The organism is Gottfriedia luciferensis, assembly GCF_002156865.1.
Classification (GTDB): domain Bacteria; phylum Bacillota; class Bacilli; order Bacillales; family Bacillaceae_G; genus Gottfriedia; species Gottfriedia luciferensis.
The window spans coordinates 33,068-47,203 of record NZ_NCTA01000020.1 but is presented as its reverse complement, the minus strand read 5'-3'; the positions used below and the strand labels follow the sequence as shown (position 1 = coordinate 47,203).

At 35.5% G+C, this 14,136-nt stretch carries 11 protein-coding genes and 1 pseudogene; 10 read left to right on the top strand and 2 right to left on the bottom strand.

Translation table 11 applies throughout. The features are described from left to right. A pseudogene (locus tag B7R67_RS14195) lies at positions 1-277 on the top strand (Asp-tRNA(Asn)/Glu-tRNA(Gln) amidotransferase subunit GatB); the annotation flags it as partial. Positions 278-925: 648 nt separating this feature from the next. On the opposite strand, the gene B7R67_RS14185 reads toward B7R67_RS14195, so the two are convergent. Continuing rightward, positions 926-1,723: a formate/nitrite transporter family protein gene (locus B7R67_RS14185; RefSeq protein ID WP_088071483.1), complete on the bottom strand. Its 798-nt coding sequence runs from the start codon at positions 1,721-1,723 to the stop codon at positions 926-928. Between the two features lie 257 nt (positions 1,724-1,980). On the opposite strand from B7R67_RS14185, the gene B7R67_RS14180 reads away from it, so the two are divergent. From B7R67_RS14180 to B7R67_RS14170, 3 genes are all read left to right on the top strand, one after another. Next, positions 1,981-2,865 (top strand): diacylglycerol kinase, encoded by an 885-nt coding sequence (locus B7R67_RS14180; RefSeq protein ID WP_088071482.1) that lies wholly within the window; start codon positions 1,981-1,983, stop codon positions 2,863-2,865. Between the two features lie 349 nt (positions 2,866-3,214). Further along, positions 3,215-4,597: a 23S rRNA (uracil(1939)-C(5))-methyltransferase RlmD gene (gene rlmD, locus B7R67_RS14175; RefSeq protein ID WP_088071481.1), complete on the top strand. Its 1,383-nt coding sequence runs from the start codon at positions 3,215-3,217 to the stop codon at positions 4,595-4,597. Between the two features lie 72 nt (positions 4,598-4,669). Further along, positions 4,670-5,653 (top strand): tRNA dihydrouridine synthase, encoded by a 984-nt coding sequence (locus tag B7R67_RS14170; RefSeq protein WP_088071480.1) that lies wholly within the window; start codon positions 4,670-4,672, stop codon positions 5,651-5,653. 178 nt (positions 5,654-5,831) lie between these two features. Here B7R67_RS14170 and B7R67_RS14165 read toward each other — a convergent pair whose 3' ends face one another. Then, positions 5,832-7,253, bottom strand: a complete 1,422-nt coding sequence (locus tag B7R67_RS14165; protein WP_088071479.1) for an amino acid permease — start codon at positions 7,251-7,253, stop codon at positions 5,832-5,834. 516 nt (positions 7,254-7,769) lie between these two features. Between B7R67_RS14165 and B7R67_RS14160 the strand changes: the two genes are divergently transcribed. From B7R67_RS14160 to ablB, 6 genes are all read left to right on the top strand, one after another. Continuing rightward, positions 7,770-9,008, top strand: coding sequence for an efflux RND transporter periplasmic adaptor subunit (locus B7R67_RS14160; protein WP_088071478.1), 1,239 nt, complete (start codon positions 7,770-7,772; stop codon positions 9,006-9,008). 233 nt (positions 9,009-9,241) lie between these two features. Continuing rightward, entirely contained in the window at positions 9,242-10,576 is a 1,335-nt protein-coding gene (locus B7R67_RS14155) for an aspartate aminotransferase family protein (protein ID WP_088071477.1), read from the top strand. After that, positions 10,573-11,271: a CoA transferase subunit A gene (locus tag B7R67_RS14150; RefSeq protein WP_088071475.1), complete on the top strand. Its 699-nt coding sequence runs from the start codon at positions 10,573-10,575 to the stop codon at positions 11,269-11,271. The genes B7R67_RS14155 and B7R67_RS14150 overlap by 4 nt, the downstream gene beginning before the upstream one ends. Further along, entirely contained in the window at positions 11,256-11,918 is a 663-nt protein-coding gene (locus B7R67_RS14145; RefSeq protein WP_088071473.1) for a 3-oxoacid CoA-transferase subunit B, read from the top strand. Before B7R67_RS14150 ends, B7R67_RS14145 begins: the two co-directional genes overlap by 16 nt. 13 nt (positions 11,919-11,931) lie before the next feature. Then, complete coding sequence (locus B7R67_RS14140; protein ID WP_088071472.1) at positions 11,932-13,242, top strand: peptidase; 1,311 nt, start codon at positions 11,932-11,934, stop codon at positions 13,240-13,242. Then, a complete protein-coding gene (gene ablB, locus B7R67_RS14135) occupies positions 13,220-14,083 on the top strand; it encodes a putative beta-lysine N-acetyltransferase (RefSeq protein WP_088071471.1) in 864 nt (287 codons plus the stop codon). Before B7R67_RS14140 ends, ablB begins: the two co-directional genes overlap by 23 nt. Positions 14,084-14,136 lie beyond the last annotated feature (53 nt).

Genomic DNA, 14,136 nt, shown 5'->3' with positions numbered 1-14,136 from the left:
AATTGCGAAAAAAGTATTCACTGAGCTAATCGAAAAAGGCGGAGACGCTAACGAAATCGTTAAATCACAAGGTTTAGTTCAGCTTTCTGATGAAGGTACTCTTCGTAATCTTGTAATTGAGACACTTGATAAGAACCCTCAATCAATTGAAGACTTTAAAAATGGTAAAGACCGAGCGATTGGTTTCCTTGTTGGTCAAATGATGAAAGCAACTAAAGGTCAAGCTAATCCACCATTATTAAATAAAATATTAATGGAAGAAATTCAAAAAAGATAATTTTCTTCCAAAAAACTACGAGCATTTCGCTCGTAGTTATCTTAATAGAATACGTTTTACTAGAATCGGCTGAAACAATTGACATGATTGGTTTCGGCCGATTTTATTTTTTGATTGTTGTTGTATATAACATCAAAGTGTTAATTTGAAAATAATATTAATGTGCACCCTAGGTGGATTTATCAAATTAGAATCTTGTATTTTAAGTTTTGATTCTGTTAAAAAAGAATGTTGATTTCCGTTACAGGATGCTCCCTTTCCATGGGGCGTGAGCTGAGCCTCCTCGGCAAGCCTGCGGGGTCTCACCCTTCCCGCTACTCCCATAGGAGTCTCGCACCTTCCACTCCAACCAACGTCTTTCAATATTCTATACATTAAATTCTAATATCTTTTTAAAATATTTGTTTTGTATAAAATCAACAATTAAAACTAACAGAATCTAAGTTTCCTATTAATTGTTTTTTAAATTTCTAATTCAAAGTGATTTTTAAGTTTCTTCGACATTTTTATTCCTCAGTTTATCTATTTTGTTTATTAAAAAAGTACCCCATAGAGTTGACCTTTATCTAGTGTCTACTCTTTAGGGTACTTTTTAATATAAATATTCTTTATTTATTAAAATGATAGAAAAACCAAAATCAGTAGGACCTACTCCAATACCTTTTCATCATGATCAAGATAAGGTTTGTTAACGAAATAATAAAAACACGCCATTAAGATACTTCCACCAATAATATTTCCAATGGTAACAGGAATTAAATTATGAATAACTCCTCCATATGAGATGGATTCTGGGTGTTCAATCACAAGTGCAATCGCAAAAGTACACATATTAGCGATACTATGTTCATATCCGGAAACAAAAAAGCAAAAAACAAGTAACAGCATTGTTATAATCTTTGCGACGTCTTCTTTAAGAGCCATCGGGATAAAAAATGCCAAGCAAACTAGCCAGTTACATAAAATGCCTCTATAAAATAATTGAGCCGTTGGTACGTGCATCTTTTTGTCTACAACACTTAGAAGATATCCACTTACTGTTGGGTCGTCATATAACCCTGTTAAATGGATTAGTAAGGCAAAGCATGCTGCACCTAGAATGTTACCAATATAGGTCATTAACCATAAAAGAAAGACTTCTGGCCAATTCATTTTTCCTCTAATAGCGGTATAAGTAAAATAAAATGTGTTGCCAGTGAAAAGGTCAGCGCCGCCGTATGCTATCAAAAGAATAGCTACACCGAAAGTAATAGCAGCCATAGGGTATGCAAACGGTGAATGTTCGGCATAAAAATAGTTACCTGATTTAAATGCTACTATAACTCCAAAGCCTATGAACATACTAGCCATCATTGCTCGTAGTAAATAACGAAAAATACTATTACGAAAAACTGTTAATTTCTTTAATGCCAAGTACTCTACATTTGCCAGTGGTTTGTTTTCCATTGAGTTATCAATCCTTAATGCTACTTTAATGTTTTTAACGTAATATTGTCCTATAATAGTTAGGTTGTTCCAAACAATAGAAAAATATAGCATTGGAACAAAAAATTAATAAATTAATAAAATGTTATAAGTTTAAGACGCGTTTGAATCAGCTATAGAAAGGCAAAAATAAATAAGTAAATGGAAAAAGTTTACTACAAAAACGTTTTAGGTTACGATATAAGATAGAGAGTATAAATAAAATAGTAGGATGGTTAATGATGAAACGAGCTAGAATTATCTACAACCCTACTTCTGGTCGTGAAATTTTTAAGAAAAAACTTCCTGATGTGTTGCAATTATTTGAACAAGCAGGATATGAGACTTCTTGCCATGCAACAACTGGAGCAGGTGATGCAACAATCGCTGCAAGAGAAGCGTGTGATCGAAAATTTGATTTAGTTGTAGCATGTGGTGGGGATGGAACACTTAATGAAGTCATTAGTGGTTTAGCAGAACAAGAGTATCGACCAAAGTTAGGATTAATCCCTGTTGGGACAACAAATGATTTTGCTAGAGCTATCGGTGTAAATGTTTCAATTATGGAAGCTGCTGAAGTAATAACAAATGGGCAAACTGTTCCACTTGATATTGGTAGAGTTGATGATAAATATTTCGTAAATATTTTAGCTGCTGGCAAAATTACAGAATTAACATATGAAGTACCAAGCAAATTAAAAACCATGCTAGGACAACTAGCGTATTATTTAAAAGGGATCGAAATGTTACCGAAAGTTAAACCCACTCGATTAAAGATTGAGTACGATGGAAAAGTATTTGATGAAGAAGCATTTTTGTTTTTATTATCGAATACAAATTCTGTAGGTGGTTTCGAGAAAATTGCTCCTGATGCAAGTATAAATGACGGACAATTTGACTTATTAGTATTAAAGAAATCCAATATTGCAGAAATCATTCGCGTTTGTGCACAATTATTAAGGGGTCAACACGTTCAAAATGAATATGTACTTTATACTAGAGCAAGTCATTTGAAAATTACGTCAGATGAGAAGTTACTATTAAATATTGATGGTGAATATGGTGGAGAGACGCCATGCACAGTCGATATGCTTTATAATCATTTAGAAATCTATGTACCTTAATAAGTAAGGCTGTAAATAACCACGGTAGTCTACGTGGTTATTTATTTTATATTAAGAATGTATAAATTGGCAGCGGAGCAAGAAAGGACGCATTTTCCAATTATAGGTATGAAAGATAAGTGCAACTAAGTCTCTGTCTTCAACTAAATGCCCGCCAATCAGCGAGTTTTCTTTATGTATAAAGTAATTAATAATTGGCATCAAGGAATAGTAGCTGACATTGAAGCCAATTCTAGGAATTAAGTATAATTTCAACAATATGTTTGGTATCGAAAAGCTAGCCAGAGGTGGGCTTTCTTTATATAATATTGTAATGGTTTATCAAAAGGTTGAAAGGTAGGTAAAGGACTTGTCGAAAAGAGTGTTACCTGTAGAAAAGAATCAATTTATTGAAGTTGAATTTATAGATTTAACCCATGAAGGTCATGGAGTAGCAAAGGTAGATGGATATCCGATCTTTGTACCAAATGGACTTCCGGGTGAAAAAGCAAAAATAAAAGTCTTAAAAACAAGTAAAGGCTTTGGATTTGGTAAAATTATTGAATTTCATAAACAAAGCGATGTCCGCGTTGAACCAATCTGTAAAATTTATGATCAATGTGGTGGTTGTCAAACTCAGCATATGAGCTATGAAGGACAACTTGAAGCGAAGCAAAAACAAGTAGTAGAGGTTGTTAAACGAATTGGTAAACTTGATGATGTAGTGATTCATCCGGTTTTAGGAATGGAAAACCCATGGAGTTATCGAAATAAAGCACAAGTTCCAGTAGGAGAGCTAGAAGGTGGACTTGTAGTAGGTTTTTATCAAAAAAGAAGCCATGAAATCATTCCAATGAATGAATGCTTTATCCAAGGTAAAGAAAATGATGAAATGATTCAAGGGGTTAAAGAACTTTGTGATGAATTAAAAATCGATCCATATGATGAAATAACACATAAAGGACTTTTACGTCATATCATGGCACGCTATGGTTACTATACGAATGAATCAATGCTTGTTCTTGTTACAAATAAGGTAAACTTTCCTAAAAAAGATGAACTAATAGCTAGAATCATTAAGAAACATCCAGGTATTACAAGTATTATCCAAAATGTTAACAATGAGAAAACGAATGTGATTCTTGGGAAACAAACATTTGTTTTATATGGAAGCGAAACAATTAAAGATAAAATTGGAGACATTACGTTTGAAATCTCAGCTCGCTCGTTCTATCAGGTTAACCCAATTCAAACAAAGGTTTTATATGATAAAGCACTCGAGTATGCCAATCTAAATGGAAATGAAACAGTTATTGACGCATATTGTGGAATCGGCTCTATTTCACTATTTTTGGCTCAAAAAGCGAAAAAAGTTTACGGAGTAGAGATTGTACCAGAGGCGATTGAAGATGCAAAACGAAATGCCATGATTAACGAGATGACAAATGTTGAATTTGAAGTAGGAAAAGCTGAAGAGGTTATACCGAATTGGTACAAGCAAGGGATTAAAGCAGAAGTATTAGTCGTAGATCCACCTAGAAAAGGGTGCGACGAGGCTCTTTTAAATACAATCATTGAGATGAAACCAAGCAAGGTAGTTTATGTATCATGTAATCCTGCAACTTTAGCAAGAGACTTAAGAGTACTTGAAGATGGCGGATATAAAACAATAGAGATCCAACCTGTAGATATGTTCCCGCACACTAGTCATTGTGAAGCGGTCGCGAAATTAGTACTGAAAGAAGGCAACTGATCCTTGGGCATTGCTTTTTCTTATTTACTTCCAGTTATTTGTAGATTATTTTGAGAGGAATTGAATTGAAATATGAAAGATAATTTTTGGCGTGATTTACCACGACCATTTTTTGTACTTGCACCAATGGAAGATGTGACGGATGTTGTTTTTCGTCACGTAGTAAGTAAAGCCGGTCGACCGGATGTATTTTTCACTGAGTTTACAAATTCGGATAGCTATTGTCATCCGGAGGGTATGAAAAGTGTGCGTGGACGTTTAACTTTTACAGAAGATGAGCAGCCAATGGTGGCGCATATTTGGGGGGATAATCCCGAATATTTCCGTCAAATGAGTATTGGTATGGCAGAACTAGGTTTTAAAGGCATCGATATTAATATGGGCTGCCCTGTACCGAATGTAGCATCGAGAGGTAAAGGTAGTGGCCTTATTCTTCGTCCAGACGTTGCGGCAGAACTTATTGAAGCAGCAAAAGCGGGCGGACTACCTGTCAGCGTGAAAACACGACTTGGCTTTAAGGAAGTTAATGAGTGGGAGGAGTGGCTAACGCATATTTTAAAACAGGATATTGCGAACCTTTCTATTCATTTACGTACAAGAGAGGAAATGAGCCAAGTTGATGCTCATTGGGAGCTAATTCCGGAAATCAAAAAATTACGTGACCGCATCGCACCAAATACGCTGCTAACGATTAATGGAGATATCCCTGACCGTCAAACTGGGCTGCAGCTTGCTGAACAATATGGTATTGATGGCGTTATGATCGGAAGAGGTATTTTTAAAAATCCATTTGCTTTTGAAAAAGAGCCAAAGGAGCATAGTAGTAAAGAGTACCTTGATCTTTTAAGACTACAGCTTGACCTACAAGATCAATATGCGGAAGAAGTGCCTCGTTCAATTACAGGGCTTCATCGCTTTTTCAAAATTTATGTCAAAGGATTCCGTGGAGCTGGTGAATTAAGAAATCAATTGGTGAACACTAAATCAACAGATGAAGTTCGTGCATTGCTTGATAACTTTGAATCAAAGAATCTTGATATAATGGGTGAACAGTAGAATTTTCACAATTTATTGGCAGCAGGTAGAACTAGACGTAGTTGCCAATTTTGCCACTGTCTTCACTTAAAAGCTCGCCAACCGGCGAGTTTTCTTTATTTATATAAATCATTTCATTAAAAAAGAAAACAGACCCCTTATAGTAGGGGTCTGCTACTAATCAATTATTTCTATTAGATTAGCTGATCTTTGTTTTGTTATCGTTATCGTAATTTTCTTTCAATTTACTTTTATTCTTACCATAGAATTGATAAATGACAAGACCTATAATCATCCATACTACAAAACGAATCCATGTTATAACAGGAAGACTAGCAATTAGATAAGCTGAGAATCCTATTCCGATTATTGGAATAAGTGGAACCAGCGGAGTCTTGAATCCTCTTTTTAAATCTGGGCGTTTTACTCGTAAAACGATGATTGATGAACAGATTAAGATAAATGCAGTAAGTGTACCAATATTAACTAATTCGGCAACTTCGTTAATTGGTGTAACGCCTGCAACAAAAGCAGTAATCACTCCAATAATTAAAGTTGGACGATAAGGTGTTTTGTATTTAGAATGCAATTTTGTAAAATATTTTGGTAATAAACCGTCACGGCTCATAGAAAACCATATGCGTGATCCAGCAAGCATAAATGAGAATAAAACTGATAGAATACCTGTGATAGCAGCGGCTGAAATTATTAATGTAATCCACTTCATTCCGATGTTGCTAAAAGCTTTTGCTACAGGAGCAGCATTATTAAGCGTTTCATAAGGTGCCATACCTGTGATAACTAGTGACATAGCAACATACAAACATAAAGCGACTGCTAACGATATGATAACAGCTAGTGGTAAATCTCTTTGTGGTCTTTTTGCTTCTTCTGCTGCTGTAGTTAAAGTATCATAACCAAATACCGCGAAAAATACTAAAGCTGCTCCACTCATTACTCCATGGAATCCAAAAGGCATGAATGGATGCCAGTTAGCAGAGTTGATATGGAAGCTACCTACCCCAATAACTAATAGAATAATACTTAATTTAATGATAACCATTAACGAATTAAATTTTGAACCCATCTCAGTTCCTAAAGTAAGTAAACCTGCGATCCCAAGACTAACTAATACGGCAATTAAGTTTACCTTGTGTCCTGCTCCAGTACCAGGAGCACCTTGTGCCCATACTGGAATATGAACACCAATCTGTTGCAGTAGCTCTTGCATATATCCAGACCAGCCAATGGCTACTACTGCTACTACAAGCGCGTATTCAAGTAATAAATCCCATCCGATAAGCCACGCTGTTCCTTCTCCTAATACAGCATAACTGTAAGTATAGGCGCTTCCCGCTACCGGAATTAAACCGGCAAATTCCGCATAGCATAATGCTGCTGCTGCACTGGCAAGTCCTGCGATAATAAAGGATAGTAGAACTGCTGGCCCAGCATGTTCAGCTGCGGCAACACCAGTTAATACAAAGATACCTACGCCAATAATTCCCCCTAGTCCAATAGCAGTAAGTTGCCATAATCCTAAAACACGATTAAGGCCGGTATTTTTAGCTCCGTCTTGCTGAAGCTGTTCAATAGACTTTTTTCTAAAAAAAGCATTCATTTAGTACTCCCCCTTTTTGTGAATAGTCTGTGTATTTTTAGTAAAAGATTACATACGCATAAAATTTGTGCGTAGTAATAATCAGTTTGCAACGGGAGAGCTGTACTAAACCCCATATTATTTATGAAAGGTCTTTTAGACCATTATTGATTCGATTAAACGAATTCAATTAGAAAAACTAACAGAATAATAGTGGTTATATTCTGTTAATCAAAGATTTTTTTATGTATTGTAACATGTTTCGATAAAATAATGCAATAATAGTATGAATGTTTTAAACTTTACAATTTGTGTAAATAGTAGTCCTTTTAAATTAGTTTTTTAAAAGAATGTAGCTGTTATCTCGACTGCATAAGGAAGAAAGAATGAATTATCCAAATGAGTAAAATAGAATATTTTCATTTTCTAAAAATACACCTTGAAACGTTTTTTAAAAAAAAGGAAAATAGATAGTGGGTTCGGTTTAACAGTATTTGGCATTATTCGCTAATTACCGATTCAGAAAGGGGTATTGTTATGGGATCAGCCAAAACAATTGATGCAGAAAATGAGCAAGCATTATCACCACGTCAGAAAAAACTGATTTTGATTGGGATCCTTGTTTTAATATTCATTTCTGTGGGGCTAAGTGTAGCCGTAATTGAAGTTAAAAAAAGTAAATCTAAGACATTACAGTTTATAAATCCAACTATGGAAAATTTTATTAAAACAAAAACTGTCTCAGGTCGTGTTGTGCAAAGTCATACTGAAACTATTTATGTAAATGCAACTAAAGGAGCTATAAATGAGATTTTTGTAAAAGATGGCGACACTGTTTCAAAAGGACAAAATCTCTTTTCTTATGAAGACTCAACTCTAAAAGCTGAGATTGGACAAGCTGAAGCAAATAAAAAACTAGCAGAAACAAGTGTGACGCAAAAGAATGAGCAAATCACTTCGTTAGAGCAAGAAATGAATGAAGTTGATTCATCGACACCATCTAGTAAGGACGATGCTAATCGTGCAGCTAATATTTCTTCAGTCCAGTCACTTCAAATTGAACTAAATAAAGCTAATGATGATCTTCGTGTAGCTGAGCTAAATGTAGAAAAGTATACTCTCGAGGTTGAAGGACTAAAAGCACAACAAGAATCTTTAACGATTAAAAGTAATACGGATGGTATAGTACATAATCTAAACCTAAATATAGGTCAAGGATTTCAAACATCAGATAATCAGCAAGTTGCAATTATGCAAATTGCATCGAATGAACCATTTCAAATTGAAGGGAAACTAACGGAAGAAGAAAAAGCAAAAATTAAATCAGGCCAACCAATATCTGTGACTTCTAACGTAGTACCTAACAAGAAATGGAAAGGTGAAATTTTAGAGGTTAGTGATTATCCTACTTATAAGTCATCTCCAAGCAATACGAACGTAAAAGGGAAAGATTCACAAAAGGAATCAATTCCTTACTATTCATTTAAAGCCAGTCTAGATTCGCAAAAGAACTTATATCCTGGCTATGATACAACTCTGAATGTTGTCGTACAATCAAAGCAGCTACTAGCTGTACCTGAAACGAGCATTAAGGGATCAGGGAAATCAACATATGTATATGTACTTAAAAAGGGAAAAATAGAGAAGCAAAAAGTTAAAACTGGCCCAAAATCTGGTAAATGGGTTGCAATCCTTAAAGGATTAAAAGAAAAAGATAAAGTAGGAAAAAATCCATCCTGGACTGTTCGTCCCGGAACAAAAATAGATTTAAAATAGCAAAAAGAGAGAACACTACGTGTTCTCTTTTTTTTATGGTTAAATTCCCCTTTAAAAACTACTGTTTTTAACTCATTTTCTCTCTAACAAAAGTAGAAGTGTAAAAAAATAAAAAGGAAGTATTTCAGAAAGAAAGAATACTAAAAAAATAGCCTCTATCAAAATATCACTTATATTTAGTAGTTTGGCTTTTTTATTTCGTTGCTCTATTTTTATGAAAAGGTGGGGATAAGATGGATCGAGATTATTTAATTAAACCATTACTTGCTCAGCATTACCCTATGATTTCTCATGGGAAAGGGGTGTACTTGTTCGATAAAGAGGGGAAAAAGTACATTGATGGTTCGTCTGGTGCAATTACTGTAGGAATCGGTCATGGAGTCGAAGAGATAATTAATGTTATGACTGAACAAGCAAAACGAGTATCATTTGTCTATCGTTCACAGTTTACGAGTGAACCTGCTGAAAAGCTTGCAAAGAAAATCAGTGAAATAACGCAAGGGGATTTAAACTGGACATTCTTTGTTAATAGTGGAACCGAAGCGACTGAAACTGCTATGAAACTAGCAATACAACACTATCAAGAAAAGGGCATAAAAGGGAAAAACAAAATCCTTTCACGATGGATGAGCTATCATGGTATAACAATTGGAGCTTTGTCCATGTCAGGGCATCCTTTACGCCGTCAACGTTTTGTTCCTATTTTAGAAGATTACCCAACAATTTCTCCACCGTATTGCTATCGTTGTCCTTTCAACTTAGAACATCCATCATGTGACTTAGCATGTGCATCTGAATTAGAAACAGCCATTGAGAGAATAGGCTCAGAAAATATTGCAGCATTTATTGCTGAACCAATTATCGGAGCAGCAGGAGGTGCGATTGTACCTTCAAAAGGTTATTACCAAAGAATAAAAGATATTTGTACGAAAAACGATATTTTATTTATTGCTGATGAAGTAATGACAGGGCTTGGTCGTACAGGGAGAATGTTTGCGATGGAACATTGGGGTGTTCAGCCTGATATTGTTACTCTTGGTAAAGGAATGACATCAGGATATACACCAATGGCTGCAACGATTGCAAGTGATCGAGTAATTGAACCAATTATGAAAGGCTCAAGGCTAGTAATGAGCGGGCATACGTTTAGTGCGAATCCACTTTCTGCGGCCGTATCATTAGCGGTTATTGAATATGTTGAAAAGCATAATTTAGTACAAGCTGCAGAAGAAAAAGGAAATTATTTAATAAACAAGCTCAAAGAAATAAAAGAGGAATTTCCGATTATTGGAGATGTTAGAGGAAAAGGTTTATTAATTGGAATTGAATTTATTAATAATATAAAATCGAGTGCTTTTATTCAAAAAGCAACAAATAAAGGATTACTTTTATACCCTGCTGTAGCTGGAAAGAACGGAAAGGATGATTCAGCTTTCATGATCGCTCCACCATTAACCATTTCTTATGAAGAATTGGACGAGCTTCTTCATATTCTTAAAAATAGTTTAAAAGAATTGGAAATGGAGAGATCCCATCTGATCTATACAGCTAAGGAGGAAAGCAGATGAACTTAGTTGAGAATACGTACCAAAAAATAACATCAATTGAACAAGTTCTTCATTATTTCCATAATGAAATGACATTGATGGTTGGTGGATTCGGGGGAGTTGGATCACCGCCTACAATACTTCAAAAGCTACTAGAAAGCGAGATAAAAGATATCCATTTAATTTGCAATGATACTGGGTTTCCAGATATAGGTATCGGCAGGATGGTAAAAAACGAAAGAATCAAATCAATCGTTACATCTCACATTGGATCAAACCCGTTTGCAGGAAAGTTGATGACGGAAGGTAAGCTCAAAGTCGAATTCTCCCCACAAGGGACTCTAGCAGAACGTATTCGTGCCGGTGGAATGGGACTAGGAGGAATCTTAGTAGATGTAGGTCTTGATAGCATGGCAGAAGATGGCAAGGAAAAAGTGGTTGTAAAAAGCCAACCTTATTTAGTAGAGGAAGCTCTTAAGGCTGAGGTCAGTATTATTTATGCAAAGAAAGCCGATCCATTCGGAAACTTGGTTTTTGACAAAAGTGCCAGAAATATGAATCCTCATATGGCGATGGCAGGAGAAATTACAATTGTAGAAGCGGAAGAAATTGTGCCTCTCGGCTCGTTGAATCCAGAGGAAATCGTAACACCAGGTGTATTTGTTAATTACATAATTCCATCAGAAGGAGTGAACTGGAAATGGGCTTGGGAATAGACGTTCGTCAGAAGATTGCAAAGCGAGCTGCTAAAGAAATAAAGAATGGAATGATTGTAAATTTAGGCATTGGTATTCCTTCTCTCGTTCCTGATTATCTACCTGAAGATGTTCATGTTATGTTTCATGCTGAAAATGGTGTTATGGGCATTGGTCCAAGTCCTGAAAAAGGGATGGAAGACGAGAACTTATGTAATGCTGGAGGCTTCCCTATAACGATATTAGAAGGTGCTAGTTACTTTGATAGTGCTACTGCATTTGGGATTATAAGAAGAGGATTACTAGATTTAACGGTATTAGGCGCATTACAAGTAAGCGAAAGCGGTGATTTGGCAAATTGGATTGTGCCAGGAAAAAGAGTACCTGGAATTGGTGGAGCAATGGATTTAGCTCAAAAAGCCAAAAGAGTGATCGTCGTTATGAATCATACGGATAAAGCCGGAAATCCCAAAATTGTAAAAGAATGTAGTTTGCCTTTAACTTCAAAAAACTGTGTAGATTTAATTATCACAGAAATGGCAGTCATCGAAGTTGTTGATCATGCATTAGTTCTAAAAGAGTTAATGAGTCCTTATACTGTAGAGGATGTTATAAAACATACTGGAGCTGAACTTAAAATCAGTAAAGAACTAAAAATGTTTATATAGAAGGGTGAAAAATATGAGTTATTATAAAAAAATTATTCAAGACTATATAAGCAATAATAAAGAGAGTGCAATTGATTTACTTAAACAGCTAGTGATGGAAAATAGTGTTTCAGGAAATGAAAGTAGAGCGCAGGCTCTTGTATTAGAAAAATTAAGAGAGCTTGACATGGATTTAGATGTATGGGAGCCAGATATTGAGGAATTGCAGGATAATCCTTACTTTATTTCAACAAGAGAAAATTTTAAAGGGAGTCCTAATATTGTAGCTACACTGAAAGGTACAAGCGGAGGAAAGTCCATGATCTTAAATGGTCATATTGATGTCGTACCTGAGGGGAATATTCAACAATGGACATATCCACCATATAGTGCAACTGTAAAAGACAATAAGCTTTATGGACGTGGGGCAACTGATATGAAAGGCGGAAACGTCTCTCTTATTTTAGCAATGGAAGCCATAAAGAACAGCGGTATTACGCTTAAAGGTAATGTTTATTTCCAAAGTGTAATCGAAGAGGAAAGCGGTGGAGCAGGCACACTTGCCACGATTTTACGAGGATATACTGCCGATGGAGTTATTATTCCTGAGCCAACTAATATGAAATTTTTCATTAAGCAACAAGGTTCGATGTGGTTCCGTCTTAAAGTGAAAGGAAAGGTAGCTCATGGGGGTACTCGCTATGAAGGTGTAAGCGCTATCGAAAAAAGCATGTTAATTATTCAGCAAATCCAAAAACTTGAGCAAATTCGAAATGAACGAATAGAAGATCCATTATATGATGGAGTACCGATTCCAATTCCAATTAATTTAGGGACAATTCACGGAGGAACATGGCCATCTTCTGTTTCGGATTTAGTAATTCTTGAGGGAAGATTTGGCGTAGCACCAAGTGAAAGATTAGAAGACGCGAAAGAAGAGTTTGAAAACTGGATTAAAGAAGTTAAAAATCTTGATAATTGGTTCGTAGATAACCCTGTAGAAGTAGAATGGTTTGGGGCGAGATGGGTTCCAGGTTCTGTTGAAGCAGATAGTGAGTTAGTGCAAACACTACAAAGAAACTATAGCCAAATAACAAACCAAAACCCAGTAATTGAAGCAGCACCGTGGGGAACAGATGGAGGCTTGTTTTCACAAGTATTAGAGATTCCTATGATTGTTTTTGGCCCAGGCGAAACAAAAGTAGCTCATTATCCAGATGAATATATTGACTTAGATCAAATGTTTTTAGCCGCAGAAATCATTGCCTGTACATTAATTGATTGGTGTGGAGTACAAGACCAGAATGTAGGGGAGGGTGCATATGAAAACAAAGAAGTATTATGAAACGATTAAGATTAAACAAGAGAGTTATTATTTTGAATGTGCTTTAGACCATTTCAATGAGCGAATCCGTGTTGATTATTACTTAGGTAATGTAGCAATGCTAATTGAGAGAGTAGAAGCACTCGCGAAAGAATACAAATTTACAAAGTTAATTATTAAAGTAAGAAATGAACATCTTTATTCCTTCTTACAGTCAGGATATATGATCGAATCTGCGCTTAAAGGCTATTTTCAAGGTAGTGATGGATTTTTTGTTACGAAATATACTAGTCAAGATAGAAGAAATAGTCTATATTGGGCAGCCGGAGATGATATTGTAGAAGCTGTATTAAAAAGTGATCGAAAAAATGAAAAAATCATTCCTGATGAATATCGAATTAGAAGAGCTGAAAAAAGCGATTCAAAAAAGCTGGCAAATTTATATGGACAGGTGTTTCAAATCTACCCAACACCATTAAATGAGCCAAAATATGTAGAAAAGACGATGGATGAAGGTACGATCTACTGGATTTACGAGAAGGAAAGTAATATAGTAAGTGCTGCATCTGCTGAAATTGATTTCGGACAAAGAAATGCAGAGCTCACTAACTGTGCAACACTTGAAGAACACCGCAAGCATGGCCTAATGAAGGAACTAATGAAAAAACTAGAACAGGATTTAATTGAGCAATCAATTTATTGTTCATATACAATTGCACGTTCCTTATCATACGGTATGAATGCGGCTTTTCATCAATTAGGTTATAAGTACACAGGTAGAATGACAAACAATTGTTATATTTTTGATAAACTAGAAGATATGAATGTATGGGTGAAAGATCTTTCAGAAGTAGTCTCTTAATGTCAAGCTGCCGAAAATTGGTCGTGAAATCGCTGAATTTTCGGCAGTAAAAG

Coding starts and splice junctions, on each gene's coding strand:
- B7R67_RS14185 (WP_088071483.1), bottom strand. CDS start 1,723: ATGGAAAACAAACCACTGGCAAATGTAGAGTACTTGGCATTAAAGAAA.
- B7R67_RS14180 (WP_088071482.1), top strand. CDS start 1,981: ATGATGAAACGAGCTAGAATTATCTACAACCCTACTTCTGGTCGTGAA.
- B7R67_RS14170 (WP_088071480.1), top strand. CDS start 4,670: ATGAAAGATAATTTTTGGCGTGATTTACCACGACCATTTTTTGTACTT.
- B7R67_RS14165 (WP_088071479.1), bottom strand. CDS start 7,253: ATGAATGCTTTTTTTAGAAAAAAGTCTATTGAACAGCTTCAGCAAGAC.
- B7R67_RS14160 (WP_088071478.1), top strand. CDS start 7,770: ATGGGATCAGCCAAAACAATTGATGCAGAAAATGAGCAAGCATTATCA.
- B7R67_RS14155 (WP_088071477.1), top strand. CDS start 9,242: ATGGATCGAGATTATTTAATTAAACCATTACTTGCTCAGCATTACCCT.
- B7R67_RS14150 (WP_088071475.1), top strand. CDS start 10,573: ATGAACTTAGTTGAGAATACGTACCAAAAAATAACATCAATTGAACAA.
- B7R67_RS14145 (WP_088071473.1), top strand. CDS start 11,256: ATGGGCTTGGGAATAGACGTTCGTCAGAAGATTGCAAAGCGAGCTGCT.
- B7R67_RS14140 (WP_088071472.1), top strand. CDS start 11,932: ATGAGTTATTATAAAAAAATTATTCAAGACTATATAAGCAATAATAAA.
- ablB (WP_088071471.1), top strand. CDS start 13,220: ATGAAAACAAAGAAGTATTATGAAACGATTAAGATTAAACAAGAGAGT.